The organism is Clostridium sp. AM22-11AC (assembly GCF_003473545.1).
Classification (GTDB): domain Bacteria; phylum Bacillota; class Clostridia; order Lachnospirales; family Lachnospiraceae; genus Enterocloster.
Map to the genome: position 1 here is coordinate 217,947 of NZ_QUCM01000003.1, position 17,638 is coordinate 235,584.

General features: G+C 45.4%; 14 protein-coding genes. 1 reads left to right on the forward strand and 13 read right to left on the reverse strand.

Translation table 11 applies throughout. The features are described 5' to 3' along the window. Nucleotides 1-26: 26 nt before the first annotated feature. Nucleotides 27-1,046 carry a cytidylate kinase-like family protein gene (locus tag DW251_RS04920; RefSeq protein WP_021870511.1) on the reverse strand — a complete coding sequence of 340 codons (1,020 nt, stop codon included), beginning with the start codon at nucleotides 1,044-1,046 and terminating at the stop codon, nucleotides 27-29. A gap of 15 nt (nucleotides 1,047-1,061) precedes the next feature. Beyond that, nucleotides 1,062-2,495, reverse strand: a complete 1,434-nt coding sequence (locus DW251_RS04925; RefSeq protein ID WP_243034881.1) for a sodium:proton antiporter — start codon at nucleotides 2,493-2,495, stop codon at nucleotides 1,062-1,064. Nucleotides 2,496-2,714: 219 nt separating this feature from the next. Here DW251_RS04925 and DW251_RS04930 point away from each other — a divergent pair, with 219 nt between their 5' ends. Then, nucleotides 2,715-3,629: an NYN domain-containing protein gene (locus tag DW251_RS04930; protein WP_021870513.1), complete on the forward strand. Its 915-nt coding sequence runs from the start codon at nucleotides 2,715-2,717 to the stop codon at nucleotides 3,627-3,629. A gap of 36 nt (nucleotides 3,630-3,665) precedes the next feature. Here DW251_RS04930 and sigE read toward each other — a convergent pair whose 3' ends face one another. The 11 genes from sigE to DW251_RS04985 form a co-directional block, all read right to left on the reverse strand. Next, nucleotides 3,666-4,406 carry an RNA polymerase sporulation sigma factor SigE gene (gene sigE / locus DW251_RS04935; RefSeq protein WP_021870514.1) on the reverse strand — a complete coding sequence of 247 codons (741 nt, stop codon included), beginning with the start codon at nucleotides 4,404-4,406 and terminating at the stop codon, nucleotides 3,666-3,668. Nucleotides 4,407-4,418: 12 nt separating this feature from the next. Beyond that, nucleotides 4,419-5,246, reverse strand: a complete 828-nt coding sequence (locus DW251_RS04940; protein WP_118300386.1) for a sigma-E processing peptidase SpoIIGA — start codon at nucleotides 5,244-5,246, stop codon at nucleotides 4,419-4,421. A 194-nt stretch (nucleotides 5,247-5,440) separates the two neighbouring features. Next, a complete protein-coding gene (gene ftsZ / locus DW251_RS04945) occupies nucleotides 5,441-6,745 on the reverse strand; it encodes a cell division protein FtsZ (RefSeq protein ID WP_021870516.1) in 1,305 nt (434 codons plus the stop codon). Between the two features lie 201 nt (nucleotides 6,746-6,946). After that, entirely contained in the window at nucleotides 6,947-7,681 is a 735-nt protein-coding gene (locus DW251_RS04950) for a hypothetical protein (protein WP_021870517.1), read from the reverse strand. Further along, a complete protein-coding gene (gene murA, locus DW251_RS04955) occupies nucleotides 7,678-8,943 on the reverse strand; it encodes a UDP-N-acetylglucosamine 1-carboxyvinyltransferase (RefSeq protein WP_021870518.1) in 1,266 nt (421 codons plus the stop codon). The genes DW251_RS04950 and murA overlap by 4 nt, the downstream gene beginning before the upstream one ends. Nucleotides 8,944-9,029: 86 nt before the next feature. Further along, nucleotides 9,030-10,325 carry an FtsW/RodA/SpoVE family cell cycle protein gene (locus tag DW251_RS04960; RefSeq protein WP_118300387.1) on the reverse strand — a complete coding sequence of 432 codons (1,296 nt, stop codon included), beginning with the start codon at nucleotides 10,323-10,325 and terminating at the stop codon, nucleotides 9,030-9,032. Between the two features lie 13 nt (nucleotides 10,326-10,338). Further along, the gene (locus DW251_RS18200) at nucleotides 10,339-11,895 is read right to left on the reverse strand and encodes a Mur ligase family protein (RefSeq protein ID WP_021870520.1); all 1,557 of its coding nucleotides are present in this window, start codon (nucleotides 11,893-11,895) and stop codon (nucleotides 10,339-10,341) included. Between the two features lie 62 nt (nucleotides 11,896-11,957). Next, on the reverse strand, nucleotides 11,958-12,926 hold the full coding sequence (gene mraY, locus DW251_RS04970) for a phospho-N-acetylmuramoyl-pentapeptide-transferase (protein ID WP_118300388.1): 969 nt from the start codon (nucleotides 12,924-12,926) through the stop codon (nucleotides 11,958-11,960). 65 nt (nucleotides 12,927-12,991) lie between these two features. Continuing rightward, entirely contained in the window at nucleotides 12,992-14,758 is a 1,767-nt protein-coding gene (locus DW251_RS04975) for a penicillin-binding transpeptidase domain-containing protein (RefSeq protein ID WP_021870522.1), read from the reverse strand. Between the two features lie 70 nt (nucleotides 14,759-14,828). Further along, a complete protein-coding gene (locus DW251_RS04980; protein WP_118300389.1) occupies nucleotides 14,829-17,111 on the reverse strand; it encodes a penicillin-binding transpeptidase domain-containing protein in 2,283 nt (760 codons plus the stop codon). A 58-nt stretch (nucleotides 17,112-17,169) separates the two neighbouring features. Further along, the gene (locus DW251_RS04985; protein ID WP_021870524.1) at nucleotides 17,170-17,634 is read right to left on the reverse strand and encodes a septum formation initiator family protein; all 465 of its coding nucleotides are present in this window, start codon (nucleotides 17,632-17,634) and stop codon (nucleotides 17,170-17,172) included. Nucleotides 17,635-17,638: the final 4 nt, after the last annotated feature.

A 17,638-nucleotide genomic window follows, 5' to 3' on the forward strand; every position in this document is an offset into this window, starting at 1 on the left:
CTTTATACTGCCGGGAAGCCTTGAAATCAGGCTTCCTTCTCTTCTGAATTTTTCAACATCCTTAAAATAAAATCCACAGAGCCCTCAATTCCATAAGCAGAACTGTTGATACACAGGTCATAGTTATCTGCATTGCCCCATCTGCGACCTGTGTAGAACCGGTAATAACTCTCATGCTGGCGGTCTAACTGCCGCAGCATGTGCTTTGCTTTCTTTTCATTAAAATCCGGATGCATTTCCATTGCACGCTGCACACGCCGCTCAAAAGGTGCTGTAATAAAAATGCTGATATGAGGAATATGGTTGTTGGTAAGGATCACATCGGCGCAACGTCCCATAACGATAAAATCCTCTTTTTTTGCCATATCACAGATCAGATCACTCTGGTTAAAGAATACAGCATCCCGTTTGGATAAACCATGGTAACGGCTGAACTGTCTTGCATGATCTCTTAAGGTCATCCTCTTTGGTGCTGCAAAAGCCACTTCCAGGTTTGCCTTATCCGGATATGCACTGCTGTCCTTAATCCTTTCATCCTGTTCTGCCTGAAGACGTTTTAAAACAGCGGAGAAGATCTCTGCATCATAGTAATTGATCTTCAATTTATCCGCCAGCATAAAACCGATCTCATTACCGCCGCAGCCATAAGTACGGCTGATGCAGATGATCCGGTGATTGTCCTTACCAAAACGTGCCTTAAACTGCAGTGCATTTAAGCCTGCTGCTTTCGCATCCAGGATATCCCCACTTGCAAAACTGGTAGGAAGCGCTATTACTTCCTTTAAAATACGGTTATATTCCGTCATGATCATGGACCGGGTTCCCTTATCTTCAATGGTACGGGCCATATTGCTGATCAGTGCCAGTTCACTTCGCAGCTGATGAGAGTCTTTTCTTAACATCAGCTGTACCATATCACTGACACAGCCTTCACGGTCACGGTTGAAAACACGGCCCAGAGAAGAACCTAACTGGGCATAAACTTCCGCATCCAGATCGTATATACTCTCCGCTAATTCCTGGAGATTTTCCTTGGTATATTCCATGATACGTTCCCCTCCTTATAAAAAGAATACAAGCATGTCCAGTAAAAAGACCGGAACCAGAAATGCAATGGACCACATCAGATAGCCGAAGAAAGAAGGCATCTTGATACCGTTTTCGTCGGAGATCGCTTTTACCATAAAGTTTGGCGCATTTCCAATATAGGTATTGGCACCCATAAATACGGCACCGCAGGAAATTGCCTCCAGCATTGCCACCGGTACAGTTCCAAGAATGGTCTGCATTCCCTCTGTAAATCCCAGAGAACCTGCTGTCGTAAGGAATACCAGATAGGTAGGTGTATTGTCCAGAAAGCTTGACAGGAAACCGGTTGCCCAGAACATCTGGAACGGCTCTGTGATACCAAGCTCTGCACCCTTTGCCTTTAAGATCATAAGAGCCGGCTGCATAGTGATGAAAATACCAATAAACAGCACTGCTACTTCCCTGATGGCGCCCCAGGTAAAATGGTTCTTGCGGCGGATCTCTGCATCCGTGGTTTTAAAGGATAAGAATGCAGCTAACAGGATGATGACTACTTCGATCAGTGCCGGATAGGTAAGCTTTACATCCCCAAATACAGGAATGCCTTTTACAGCTCCGCTTGCATCTTTAAATGCTGCCATTCCCGGTAAAGTTCCGCTTAAGATAACGGCAGCAACGATCATAACCAGAAAGATCAGATTGTGAAGTCCCAGGATATGTACCTCTGTACCTGGTTTGCTGATGTCTGGTTTTCTTCCTTCTGCAATGTCCTTTCTGTAAGCCCTGCGGTCCAGGAAATAAAATACAGTCAGCAGGACCACTACGTTAAAGAGCAGGATAGGCAGCAGATGCAGGCTCCAGAAAAACGGAACTCCACGCATAAAGCCCATTAACAGAGGCGGGTCGCCGATGGGTGTAAGGCAGCCGCCAATATTGGAGATCAGGAAAATAAAGAATACCATAATGTGGCTTCTTCTCTTTCTCCATGCGTTCATCTTGATCACAGGACGCACCATTAACATACTGGCACCTGTAGTTCCTACCCAGCTGGAAAGCATGGTTCCCAAAAGCAGAAGTCCTACATTGATCCTTGGAGAACCTGCCAGATCTCCTTCCAGGGTAATATTACCTGCTACGCAGAACAGGCCAAACAGCAATACAATAAATGTAAGATAATCATCTATAATGCATTCCAGCACTTTTTCAGTTGCTTCTCCTGCGCCAAAAAAGATTGCAAATGGAATGACAAATAAAACAGACCAGAATACCACTGCATGAGGCTGGTGGCTTTCCCACCATTCTGCCTTTACAAGAGGCATAATGGCTACACACAGCAAAAGACCTGCAAAAGGAATACAGAACACAGGTGAAATGATCTGCGTTCCTTCCTGTCCGGCTAACGCTGTCAGTGGAAATGCCATAACCATAAGCAGTATGGCTTCCAGCAACGAAACCAACTTCTTCAAAATAATCTCCTCCTTTGTATTTACATTTATACATTCATTCTTCGCATTGTTGAATTGTAGCACTTTTTAAGATAAATGCAAGAATTGATATTTTATTCACGTATTTTCTCATCTTGCCCCTCTTCTTTAAGTATGATAAACTGGTACTATCATGTTTAAAATAACATACATTTTATCGCTGACATTATAATTACCCACAGAAAGTGAAGAATTTAACCTATGGAACTGAATGATCGAAGATTTGCGGTCCTTATTGACGCTGACAATGTTTCACCTAAATATATTAAATACATTCTGAACGAGGTTTCCGATCTGGGAGTGGCTACTTACAAGAGGATCTACGGCGACTGGACAGATACAGAAAAGAAAAGCTGGAAAAATGTACTCTTAGACTGGTCTGTAAACCCGATCCAGCAGTACAGCTATACTACCGGAAAAAATTCTACAGACTCTGCCATGATCATTGACGCTATGGATATCCTCTATTCCGGAAATGTAGACGGTTTCTGCCTGGTATCCAGTGACTCTGACTTTACCCGTCTGGCACAGCGTTTAAGAGAAGCAGGGATGTTTGTTATGGGGATCGGTGAGCAGAAAACGCCAAAGCCGTTCCGCGCTGCCTGCGACGCTTTTAAGATCCTAGAGATCATTTCTTCCGAAGACACGCCGGAGGATGTTGTCCCTGTAAAAGTAAGTACAGATGAGATTGAAAAAGTCATCACCAAACTACTTATTGAAAACAACAGCCAGAACCAGCCTGTAAACCTGGCAAAAGTCGGAAACTTCCTTACCAAACGCTTTTCCGATTTTGATGTGCGCAATTACGGTTATTCCAAACTTTCCACATTTTTGGAAAGTTTAAACAGCAATGATTTCCATGTGGTAAAACTACATAATGGATATTTCGTCCAGGAAAAGACCGCTTCTGTTCCAAAATCAGAAATTGAAAAAGAGATCTGCCGTCTGATCAAAAACAATAAGGGACGTGTGGATAACTTAAGCATTATCCATGAAGACTTGAAAAAAACATTTCCTTCCTTTGATGTAAAGCAGTACGGTTTCAGCCGCTTATCCAGCTTTATCCGCAGTTTCAATACTTTTAAGATCAAAGACAATGTGGTGCAGATGCGTTGATCCGCCTCTGCACCACATTTTTATAAAACAACTTTATTACTCAAAGCGGACAATTTCTTTTTTTAACCGCTTCATGATCTTTTTCTCCAGCCTGGATATGTAGGACTGGGAAATCCCCATCAGGTCTGCTACTTCTTTCTGTGTCATCTCTTCCCCGTCTTCATTTGTAAGCCCGTAGCGCAGTTCCACGATCTTGCGCTCTCTAGGAGCCAGTCGGCTGATGGCTGTATTTAACAGATTTTTCTCGATCTCATCTTCGATCCCGTGATAGATCACATCTTCATCTGTTCCTAAAATATCGGAAAGCAGAAGCTCATTTCCATCCCAGTCTACATTTAAAGGCTCATCAATGGAAACTTCCAGCTTGGTTTTATTATTCCGCCTTAAATACATGAGGATCTCATTTTCAATACATCTTGACGCATAGGTAGCCAGTTTTATGTTCTTATCCGGCTTAAAGGTATTGATCGCCTTGATCAGTCCAATGGTCCCAATGGAGATCAGGTCTTCCACTCCTACGCTGGTGTTGTCAAATTTCTTTGCAATGTATACAACCAGGCGGAGATTATGCTCGATCAGGGCAGAACGGGCTTTCCCATCCTCTTCTGTTCCCAGCATACCGATCATTTTTCCTTCTTCTCTTGCATCCAAAGGTGGCGGTAAAATGTCAGCCCCTCCAATATAATGTACTTCCCCCTGTCCCGGCATAAGAACCGTCCTGAACCTGGAAACAGTCTTTAACTGAAAACGATTTGGTACAGCCACTTTTATCATCATGATCCATTCCTCCTACACTTGCATGCCTTCATCATTCTTCTGTATCAGCACTTCATATTCGTCACAGGGAGACAGACTTCCTTTTGTAATGGCGATCCAGGGTTTCGGGATCACAAAACTGTCTTTCTCCCCTTCTACCTTCATTTCATCGATCCTTACAGCCGGAAGGATCCCGCTGCTTCCTACGCAGCGGTAAGGTACATACATGACCCCTTTTACAACAGGACAGAGCCGTTTCATCAGCTCTGCAGTTGCCACATGGACCGGAATACCGCTTGCAGGAGCTGTAAGATGGTTTCCTGTATCGATCAGTCCCCTGGTCTTTATTTTCTGGCCCTCATAAAGCAATGTGACATTCCGCAGATATTTCTGCTCCGTTTTTCTGTTTCCTGTGATCCTTAAAAGATCTCCTACCCAGAAGCAGAAACAAAAAGCTCCTGCTGCCAGAAAAAAACGGATGGAAAATCTTCCAGGCATCCAGTTTGCAACTTCCCTTCCCAGACTGCTCTCAGAAAGCGCCAGCATAACACCTCCTAAGACTACGGATATTAGATAGATCCCGCCTACTGCCCGGATCAGTTCTTTCCTGCTTCGGATCCCATAAGCAGTTACTGCCATAAGGCTTCCAACTGCCACGTAGGTTCCAAACATCTGCAAAAGCAGAGGAGTCTCTGGAAACACAGCCAGGACACAGGCCCATACAGCTCCTAAAACGGCTCCTCTTATCATATGTTTAAGGTCTGCGCGGTAAGAAAAAAGTCGGTTTAACATGGCAAGTACCGCCAGATCCATAAACAGGTTCACTGCAAATATGACATCTATGTAAACTCTGTACACCATCTTTCCTGGCTTTTTTCCACCTCCTGTGTTTTCATCTGAGGTACATTATAATCATTCTCAAGTGCAAAAGCTGTCGAAGTAAGGGGGAGAAATGGTTGTTTTTTTCGACAAAAAAAGACCTCTCCCACAGGCTTTTTTCCTGTAGGAAAGGTCTTTTAAAATTCTTTTTGAAGTTTTATATTTGTGGATCCAAATTATCTCTTATTCTTTAAGAAATCCGGGATATTGATCTGCATCTCTTTGTTTGCTGCCGGGCGGAAGGAAGGAGTGGTTCTTTCCTGTGCCGGAGCTGCTGGCTTTTCTGCTGGCTGGCTTCCTGCATTTCCTGCATTGAAAGTTGGAGTAGCGTTGAATTTAGGGATGGTATATCCGGTTGTCTGCTGTGTATTTGGTGTAAATGTGCGGTTAAATGCTGGCTGTGCCGGCTTTGTAAAGGTTGGAGCTGCAGTTTCAGTTGCTGCTGCTTCGTTTGAAGCACTCTTCTCTGCTGGCTGTGCCTTATAGCTGTTAAGTCCGCTCATAACCTTGCTGACAGAAGAAGTTGCGTTATGCTCGTCCAGTCCGGTAGCAATAACAGTAATGCTTGCTTCATCCTGTGCATTTTCATCATACATAGCACCGAAGATAATGTTTGCATCATCACCAGCCAGTTCCTGAACATAGCTTGCTGCGTCATTTGCTTCGATCAGGCTGATGTCACCGGAAATATTGATGATCACATGGCTTGCACCCTCAATAGTGGTCTCCAGAAGAGGACTGGATACAGCCTGCTTAACAGCCTCGATGGCCTTGTCATCACCTTTTGCCTTACCAATACCGATATGGGCAATACCCTTATCGATCATAACAGTCTGGATATCTGCAAAGTCAAGGTTGATCAGACCAGGAACATTGATCAGGTCGGTAATACCCTGAACTGCCTGCTGAAGAACTTCATCTGCTTTCTTAAGAGCATCCGGCATAGTTGTGCGGCGGTCTACGATCTCAAGAAGACGGTCATTTGGAATAACGATCAGAGTATCTACTGCCTGCTTTAAACATTCAATACCATTTAACGCATTCTGCATACGTGCTTTTGCTTCAAAACGGAAAGGCTTTGTTACAACACCGACAGTAAGGATACCCATATCCTTTGCGATCTTTGCAACAACAGGAGCTGCACCAGTACCGGTACCGCCACCCATACCACAGGTAACGAATACCATGTCAGCGCCCTTTAATGCCTGGGAGATCTCCTCAGAGCTCTCTTCTGCTGCCTTTTCACCAACTTCCGGACGTGCGCCTGCACCTAATCCCTTGGTCAGCTTCTCACCAATCTGCATAGCGGTAGGAGCCTTACAGAACTGCAGTGCCTGCTTATCAGTATTGATACCGATAAATTCAACACCTGCGATATTTTCATCGATCATGCGGTTTACAGCGTTGTTTCCTGCGCCACCTACACCTACTACGATAATTCTTGCAGCATTCTCTGACTCATTTATTTTAATCTCTAACAAGATACTTGTCCTCCTTCTTAAAACCCTGCTCACAGAACATGGGACTGTGTTTTTTCTATAATTAATGTTTCTGATTTCTAGCCTAACTAATACTATATTTTATTTTCCAGAAAAAATCAACCCTGAATTTACTTTTTTAAGCATTGTCAAGCGTTTAACCGAGCGTTGTGCTTGCACATAAGCACGGTTAGACAGTTGACTTTATTTTAATTTAAAAGGAATGGTCCCGTCATTTCCCGTATCTGAATATCCATCCAGTTCCAGGGTTCCCTTTTTATCCTTTAATTCCGGGTGGTCTCTTAGAATATCATTTAAAAGAGACAGTTTTCCGTCAACATCTCCTCCGTCTCCCAGTGTTACCTCCATCTGGCCAATGGTAAGGGAAGGTTGTCCTGAAGAACCAAAGCGGATCCGGTCTACCTGGATATGATAGACTGAAAGCTGCTGGGTCAGATTTAAGATCTCCTCGAATATTTTGGGATCTTTTACAGGAAGATGCTGATACAAAACAATACGGCCAAATTCCAGGCCTGTGATCCAGGGCACACCCGGAAGGCAGTCCGGTGAACTTTCTACTATAATACCATCCCTGTCAAAATACATGTAACTGCTCATATAAGACACATAGCCTACAATGCTTTTGTCATAAATGATCACCTCTGCCTTAAAGGGACCATGAAAAACGATCTTATATTTCTCCACAAAAGGGATCTGTCTGTGGGGCTGTGTTTTATCCCTGATAAAAGCCAGGATCGTATTGTTTCCCCACCGTCCGGAAAACAGGATATTTTCAATCTGCTCCGGCGTATAGCGGTTACTTCCTGACACGCTTACTTCTTTTATGCGCAGACCAAACACCAGGACCGCCGCAAGCAGCAGAACAGCTGCGGCGATCCCTACCCATTTATAGCTTTTTCTCTCTGCTCTTCTTATCATCCCGTATCACTCTCCATCCAGCTTATCTTTCCTCCCAGGGCATTTATATCCCGGCAGATGTCTTCGTATCCCCTGACAATATGGCTGCAATCTTCTATCACAGTTTTTCCTTCTGCCCCCAGGGCAGCCACTGCTAACGCTGCCCCGCCTCTTAGATCCAGTGCCTTTACTCTTGCTCCTTTTAAGGGATATACTCCCCTGACCCAGGCATCTTTTCCTTTACAGGTGATATCGGCTCCCATTTTTCTTAAAGCTGCCGCTGTTCCGAAACGGTCCTCAAACACCTGCTCCCGGATCCTGCTCTCTCCTTTGGCACATGCAAGAAAAGCCATAAAAGGGGATTGAAGATCCGTAGGGAACTCCGGATAAGGTCCTGTGCACACAGAAAGGGCTTTTGGACGGTCTTTCATGGAAATATGAAGAGAAAACTCTTCTTCCCGTACATTTGCTCCTGCTTTTCTCAAAAGTTCAAGAGGAAGTTTCAGCTGTTTTGTGTTTACTTCTTTTAAAGAAATATTTCCCCCGGCTGCCATAACTGCCGTACTGTAAGTCCCGGCCACGATCCGGTCCCCTTCTATTTTCCATACACTGTCGTGAAGTCTTTTTACTCCCTGGACCATCAGATGCTCGGTTTCCATCCCACAGATCACAGCACCCATGCCATTTAAGAAATGACATAACTGGCTGATCTCCGGTTCTTTTGCCGCATTGTGGATCACTGTCACCCCATCTGCCAGAACAGCTGCCAACACGGCCTGTTCCGTAGCGCCTACACTGGGATAGGAAAGTTCTATTTCACAGCCCTTAAGACCGTTAAAGGCTTCTGCCTTATACTGTCCGTCCTCTTCTTCTATTATAGCTCCCAGTTTTTCAAGGACCATCAGATGCAGATCTACCGGTCTTGCACCGATCAGACAGCCGCCGGGAAAGCTGCACCTTCCCTCTTTCATCCTTCCAAGGAGAGCTCCCAAAAGGATAATGGAAGAACGCATTGCTTTTACATACTTTCCCGGAACCTCTGTACGGTCCACAAAAGCAGCATCGATCACCAGACGGGAACCCGTTTTCTCGCAGCGGCACCCTATCTCCCTTAAAATATCTGTCATACACCGGGTATCTTCAATATCCGGCACATTATAAAGCACTGTAGTCCCTTTGTGGAGCAGAGCCCCGGCCATAATGGGGAGTGCGCCGTTTTTTGAGCCCTGTACAGAAATCTCCCCTTCCAGTGGATTCATCCCATAAACCTGAATTGCAGCCAAAAAGGCACCTCCGCAGAAAATGTGTATCTACTTTGATCATATGCCCTGATGGCTGCTTATGTGCATGGCCAGCTGATTTCTGACCCTTATTTTTCCAGCCGGATCCGGTTGGATACGCTTAAAACAATTCCCATTTCCATCATGATAAACAACACCGATGTACCTCCATAACTGATAAAAGGAAGGGTGATACCTGTATTGGGAATGGTATTGGTTACTACGGCAATATTTAAAACTACCTGAATGGCAATGTGCCCCATAACACCCACTACTAAAAGAGCTCCAAACAGATCCGGTGCATTATTTGCAATGACCATAAAACGGAAGATCATAAATAAGAACACCAGAATAATGGATATGGCGCCAAACAGCCCCAGTTCCTCACAGATGATAGCAAAGATCATATCATTCTGTGACTCAGGAAGAAAACCTAACTTCTGGATACTCTGTCCTAAGCCCTGTCCGAAAAGGCCGCCGGAACCAATGGCATATAATCCCTGAAGCACCTGGAAACTTTTTCCTTCCGGGTCAAGCTCCGGATTTAGCCATGCCTCAATACGGCGGTACTGGTAAGGCTGCAGCAATTTGATCTGCATCAGCGCTTTACCGATGGGTCCGGCACCTGCTAAAATGCCCATTGCTAATGCTGCCAGACTGTAAAACGGCCACTTGATCTTACATGCCACAAACAGCATGACAAAGCCAATACCTACCAGGATGATACCGGAACTCAAGTTGTTGGCAGCAACCAGTCCGGCAATCGGGAGCGTCATAAAAGTCACGTTCCTCATATACTTCCACTGGTTGATCTTATCACCTTTCACTGTGATATAGGACGCCAGCATAATGATCAGGGCGATCTTTGCAAACTCTGTAGGCTGGAAACTGAAAGGTCCCACACCCAGCCATCTTCTCTTTCCGTTTACAGCTCTTCCCACCAGTGAAACTGCTATCATCAAAGCATAGGACAGTGCATAGGAAGGAACTGCTACCTTTGCCAGCAAATGATAATCCAGTTTTGAGATCACCAGCATAATGAAAAATCCGATCGCTGCGATCATCGCCTGTCTCTGCATAAAATAGGCACTGTTTCCATTGTATTTGGAGCTTAACTGCGCAGTATAAGAACTGGCACTGTAGATCATGACCAGCCCAAATACAGTAAGGAAAATAATGATGAAAAGAAGACTGTAATCATAAAAATGACGGGGTTTTCTTTTCTTTCCCTCCTGGGCAACCGGCTGCTCATAAGCCTGCCCGGCTCCCGGATAAGAAGCAGGCCGTCCCGGCTGTACATAACGCACCTGCTCATTGCCCCTCCTTACAGGAACTGCCTGCTGCGCAGGGGCGGGGCGGTTCTTTCGCCGTTTCTTTCCCGCCATTGTCTTTTACCTCCTAAAGCGCCATGACGCATTCTTTAAAGACGCGCCCGCGTTCTTCATAATTTTTAAACATATCCCAGCTTGCGCAGGCCGGACTTAACAGCACATAATCTCCTGCATCTGCATACACAGCGCATACCTGCACCGCTTCTTTTAAGTCCTCTGCATACATGATCTCTGTGAAACCATATTTTTTCGCGCAGGCTGCGATCTTATCCCTGGTCTTTCCGATCAGGACTAAATACTTCACCCTGCCGGCAAACTCTTTTGCCCACTCATCATAGGTGCTGTTTTTGTCATAGCCACCTGCGATCAGAAGAACAGGCCCCGGCATAGCTCTAAGTGCCTGGATCGCCGCATCCGGATTGGTTCCCTTGGAGTCATTGTAATAGCGCACACCTGTACGCTCCCTTACAAATTCGATCCTGTGCTCAACCGGTTTGAATTTCCGGACTGTTTCCCGGATCTTTTCAAAAGGTACTCCCATTAACAGGCCGATGTAGGCAGCTGCCATTACATTTTCATAATTGTGGCGTCCTAAAAGCTGCAGTTCCTTTACATTTACAAGGATCTGCTCTTTTGTTCCGTCTGCATAGACAATATTGTCTCCATCTAAGAAAAATCCCTCTTTCAGACGCTCACGGCTGGAAAACCAGAATACCCGGGCCTTAAGACCGGAAAGAACTTCCTCCGGATCCGTTTCTTCAGCTTCTGACTCAGAAACAGTTTCTGTAACTTCTGTCTCTGACTGCTCTGGCTCTTCACCTGCAGTCTCATCTGGCTCCCTAAGATCTTCTGCACCATCTAGTCCGTCTTCCCGGGCCACAGCTTCTGTTTCTGTATCCGCTGCATCCTCTGCAGGTTCCGGCTCTTCGATCCGGCTTTCTCCAAATTCCCTTAAAACAGGATCATCATAATTTAAGACCACTGCGTCTTTTGCAGTCTGGTTCATGGTGATACATTCTTTGATGCGGATATAATTTTCCATAGATCCGTGACGGTCCAGATGATCCGGGGTGATATTTAAGATCGCGCTTACATCCGGGTGGAAATCCATAATAGTCTCCAACTGGAAGCTGCTCACTTCCGCTACAGTCACAGACTGGTCTGTCATCTCTGAAACTTTGGATGTATAAGGCTCGCCGATATTTCCTACTACAAAGGTTTCCTCATACTGGGATCTTAAGATCGCGCCTGTAAGAGCTGTTGTAGTGGTCTTTCCATTGGTTCCTGTAATAGCAGCCAGTTTTCCCAGACCACACTGATATGCTAACTCGATCTCTCCCAAAACAGGGATCCCTGCTTCATCTACCACTGCCACAAACCCACTGTTTAAAGGAATTCCCGGACTGATGATACAAAGTTCCACCCCTAAAAGATCCGAGCGCTTGATCTCACCAAGGACGATTCCCACTTTCGCATCTTTTCCGAACTTTGCCCGGATCTCATCTGTATTTAACGCTGTGTTGCCGTCATAAAGCACCACTTCGCCGCCTCTTTCAAGAACCAGCTTTGCAGCCGCAATGCCGCTGATGCCGGTTCCTGCAACCAATACCTTGCTCTGGTTCATGTTGCTTTTAACCTCCTGTTCTTTTGATGTTCTCTCGGAGTTTTTGCTACGCCTCTTTTATCTTACAGCCCCAGGTAAGCGATCATGCACAGAAGCGCTGTTACGATAGAAAATACAGCTACTACCCGTGTTTCAGACCAGCCGCACAGTTCAAAATGATGATGGATCGGAGCCATTTTAAAGATACGCTTTCCCCCTGTTTTCTTAAAATAAGTAACCTGGACGATAACGGAAAGCACTTCTACCAGGTAGATCAGTCCAATGATCGGGATAAACAGAGGCAGACGCATCATATAAGCTGCGGAAGCCACAAAACCGCCAAGAGCCAGGGAACCTGTATCTCCCATAAATACCTTTGCCGGATAAACATTAAAAAGCAGAAAGCCCAGTAAGCTTCCTACCACTGCTCCTGTAATAGGACTGATCCCCATATTTTCCCCGATGGCTACGATCGTCAGGAAAGTAGCTACCAGAATGGTAACGCTGGTACAGAGGCCATCCAGTCCGTCTGTAAAATTTACACCATTATCTGTACCAAGAGTGATAAAAAACAGAGCTGGTACAAATAAAATACCAAGGGATAAGAATTTACCATTTTCAAAACCGCCTGTAAAGGGGATCAGCATATCAATGCCCACTTCTCCGCTGTGCAGCAGATACCAGGCAAAAATACCGGTAATGATAAACTGACCGATCAGTTTCTGGATCGGATTTAAGCCTTCGGACCGTTTCATGATGATCTTGATATAATCATCTAAAAATCCGATGATACCAAATCCAACGGTCATAAACAGCACCGGAATGATCCTTGGATATGACGGGATGTAAAAAACAGATGTAATGATAATGCTGGTCAGGATGATCAGGCCACCCATTGTAGGAGTTCCCTGCTTCTTTAAATGGCTCTGTGGACCGTCATCTCTTACCTGCTGGCCAAATTTCAGTTTGTGAAGAAACGGTATGATAACCGGGCACAGCAGCGCGCTGACAGCAAATGCGATAATAATAGCTAATATTGTTTCACGAATCATAAAGCACCTCAATCTCATATGTATGTCTTATTTGGTAAATAGTATACGTCTTTTTTGCAGAATAATCAACTTAAAGGTTTGGAAGTATCCATGCAGGGAAGAATATTTTCAAAAAGTGTTCCGATCACCGGAGCTGCTATGGTACCTCCATAATAGATCCCTTCCGGCTCATCAATAGTGATCAGAGCGATCACTTTTGGATCATTTGCAGGGGCAAAACCTAAAAAAGAAGAAATATATTTTTTCCTGCTTCTTGGCAGTTTTTCGGAAGTTGCGGTCTTCCCGCCAATGGAAAATCCTTCCACTGCTGCCTTTCTCCCACTTCCTTCTGCTACTACCTGCTCTAACACATAGCGCATGGTAGCACTGGTCTCTTCTGACAGGATCCTTTTTCCCAATGGCCAGGAAAATTCCCGGTAATTTTTCCCATCAGGACTGACTGTCCCCAGAGCGAAATGAGGCGTGATCCGTCTTCCTCCATTGACGATAGAGGCGGCTGTCGTGATCAGCTGGATGGGGGTGATCTGAAAAGACTGTCCAAAGGAAATAGTCGCCAGTTCTACAGGGCCTATATTTTCTTTCTTGTGCATGATCGTAGCTGCCTCTCCCGGAAGATCAATGCCTGTTTTTTGTTTTAACCCGAACTGCACAAAATATTTATAATAATTATCACTGCCAAGTCTCTGTCCCACATCAATAAATACGGGATTACAGGAATTCATGACTCCCTGTAAAAAAGTTTCTGCTCCATGTCCTCCTGCTTTATGACAACGGATCCGCCGATCTTCCACTACCCTGAAACCAGGACAGCTGAATGGATCCGTCAGCTTAACTACTCCTTCTTCCAGTCCTGCAGCCGCTGTTATGATCTTAAAAGTAGAACCTGGTTCATAGGTATCATTGATACAGGTATTGCGCCACATGGCATTTAAAAGCTCCTGCTGTTTTACAGTTTTATCCCTTTCTGCCGCCTGATTGCGCAGGCTCTCGCTTCGCAGGTTCTGGTCCGGGGTAAAAGGATCATTCAGATCAAACTCCGGCACATTGACCATGGCATAGATCTCCCCATTTTGCGGGTTCATCACGATGATGGATACTTTTTTCGCGTTTTTCTTCTCTAATGTCTGGTATGCCAGCTGCTCTGCATACTGCTGGATTTCCATATCCAGACTGATCCTTAGATCATTTCCAGCCACAGGTTCGATCCGGTCCTCTGCCCCGTTTTCCATTTCCACACCTCTGGCATCTGTCATTGTAAGGATCTTTCCATTGGTTCCTTTTAAATAGGCATCATACTGTACTTCCAGCCCGATCACTCCCTGGTTATCGCCCCCGGTGAAACCTAAAACTTTAGAAGCAAGACTTCCATAAGGATAATACCGTTTGTAATCTTCATCCACCTTTACGCCAGGCAGTTCCAATTTACGCACTGCATCCCCTGTTTCCTTATCTACATTGGTTTTAATGATCTCCCTGGAACTTCGTTTCTCCACCTTTTTTTGCACTGTTTCCCGGTCGATCCCAAGAATTTCACTTAATTCGTCTGTGACTTTTTCCCTGTCTTTTACCTGGTTATAGATCACAGAAACAGTACATACTGTCCGGTTATCAGCGATCACCTTTCCTTTTGCGTCTAAGATCCTTCCTCTGGCCGCCTTAATGGACCGTTCCCTCTGATGCAGTTCAAGGGCCATCTGGCTGTAATGCTCCGACCGGAAGACCATAAGAAAAACAAGCCGTCCCAAAAGCCCCAACACTGCGATCGCAATGAGAAGCCACAGGACGGCTATATTTTTTCTGTGTTTCGTTAAATTTCCACCGCTATGATCCATAACAGCCTCTTTCCTGCTGTTTTCCTAAATATATACGGTGTAATTTCTCTTTTTATTCATTTTGGAACCTTTATTCACTTTGTGACTGGGAAGTTTCTTCTTCTGTACTGTTTTCTGTACTGTTTTCCGAAGATCCTTCCTGAGAGTTTCCTGCCTCACTGCTGCTTTCATTTGCTGAAGGCAGCTGGGCCCCGGCCTCTGTATCACCACCCGGATCAGCCGCCGGCAGTTCCGGCGCATTAGGATCTCCCGGCACTGCATCCGGTATACCGCTTCCGCCATCTGTATCTACATATTCATCGGTTTCATATACCTTCTGGCTTTCCTCCGGCTGGGACTCTCCGTTTTCTTCTGAACCTGTTTCAGATGGAGCTGGTGTATTAATTCCCTCAGATGGTGTCTGTCCATTTGCATCCTGGCTCTCTTCCGGAAGATCTCCAGTTGGAAATACATTCAGATAAGGCAGGGCTTCTGACATGATCTTTGAGAAGATATTGCTTGCAAAGGAGCTGTGTGCCTGCTGGTCGCCTGGCGGGAAACCAGGTACGTCCACTACTACATATACAAACAGCTGAGGATCATCTGCAGGTGCAAAACCTGCGAAAGATACCAGATAGTTCTTTGCGGAACGTGGCTGCTTCTCTGCTGTACCTGTCTTACCGCCTACCTGATAGCCAGCTACCTTTGCTGCGCCGCCGGTACCATTTTCTACTGTCTGGAACATGGCTTCTTTTAAGAAATCAGAGGTAGACTGGGATACAGTTTCACGTACCAGAACAGGATCTTTTCGCTCTACTACAGACCCCTGCTCATTTAAGATCTGGCGTACTACATGAGGCTCATAGTAGGACCCGCCGTTGATCACAGAACAAAGAGCTGCTGCCATCTGGATCATGGTACAGTTGTAGTTCTGTCCGAACGCATTGGTAGCAAGTTCTGTAGGGCCCATTTTGTCAGCAGAATAAACCAGTCCTGCTGCATCTGCTTCACCAGGCAGGTCTACTCCTGTTTTCTGTCCCATACCAAAGATAGTCTGATATTTGGTAAAAATATCACGGCCCATCATAGCACCGATCCGCATCATAGCCACGTTACAGGACTGCATAATGGACTCTGTCAGGCTTAAGGAACCGTGACCGCCTCTTCTGTAGGCCGTACACTTAATGTCCCAGTCACCTACGTGAAGATATCCGCCGCAGTCAAAGTACTCATTTCCCTTTAAAATCCCTTCTTCAAGTCCCGCAGCAACTGTCAGGATCTTGGATGGGGAACCTGGCTCAAAGGTATCGCTGACACAGAAGTTTCGCCACAGCTGGTTCCAGGCAACCTGTTTACCATAGGAGATAACTTCTTCTCTGGAATAGTGGTCTAAAACCTGATCTTCTGTAATGGTCTGGTCCGGATTTTCACGGCGATATACACCAACTGCCTCTTTCTTTCCAAGAGCCAGCAGTTCATCTTCTGTATATCCGTCTGTATTTCTTGGATTATTTAAGTCAAATGTATTGCTGGTTGCCATTCCCAGGATCTCACCGTTATTAGGGTTCATGGCAATGGCTGCCGTTACATGGCTTCCCACACTGGTCTGCCATTCATCAATGTATTTCTGAAGGATATTCTGTACATTTACGTCAATGGTGGATACAACGGTCCGTCCATTTACTGCAGACTTTACCACACCTTCCAGATTGGCATCTTCATCCAGATAGCCATACTCTCTTCCGTTTACACCGATCAGGCTGTCATTATAATACTGCTCAATGCCGCCGGTACCATTGCTGCCGTCCCCGCTTGCAAAACCGATCACATTGCAGGCAGTGGAACCATATGGATAGATCCTTCGGTATTCATCCTCAAACCATACGCCGGTAACGCGAAATCTTGACTGATTGTCATCATCGCTTTTTCTGTAAGCAGCATTTCTCTCTTTCTCAGTCTGTTCAAATTCCGTTTTCTGGTCATAAGAAAGCTGACGGCCATTTTTATAGCGCAGATACGCCTGTTTTGGACGTTCCTGGATCAGCCCGCGCAGTTCATTCCCATCAAAGCCAAACACATCTACTAATGCCTGGATGGTAGGCTCTAAATAATAATCCGGTTTATCCATGATCTGGCTTGGGTCCAGGATCAGATTGTATACCTTTTCACTGGTTGCCAGATAGGTGCCGTTTCTGTCAACGATGTCACCGCGCCTGTAAGGAATAGTCCTGCTTGCATACTCCTGCTGTCTCTGGGACAGAACGATCTTGTTGTACCGCTCGCTGTTTTCATTTACGATCCTGTATAAAACAAAAATAAGAGCAAACAAAGCCAGCGAGATCAATATGATCGTGATCGCCAGCTTTTCCTGCATGTATTTAACGAATGTCCTTCGTCGAAATAAATTTTCTTTTTTATTATGAGCACCGTTTTTAGTGTTCCGGGATGTCTTCATATTGCCTTACGTACTCACTTTCCGTCTTGTCATATAAAAGAACCTGGTCCTTTTTTGCGTAAACCATACCCAGTTCCTTGGTCGCGATCTCATAGATCTCGTTTAAATCAATGCTGGTATTGATGCTTGTTTCCAATGCGTCATTTTCTGTACGCATTTTTTCCAGCTTTTCTTCCATCGCCTCGATGTTGTGCATTCTGGCTGTGATGGCAGACTGAAGATGAAGATAATTAACGCAAAGGTATAAGGTACAGATCGACGCCAGGGTCAGCATGATAACATATGGCAGGTCCATGTACATGGCACGTTCCTGATTTCTGCGGATCCTGTGCTGCCGTTTTACACTTCTTCCAACATCCTGCCTTCTCTTTCTTTGCAGTCTTTCTTCTCTTTCGGAAGGCGCCAGCTTTTCTGCTCCGGTTCCATGAATGTAAGAAGCCATAACC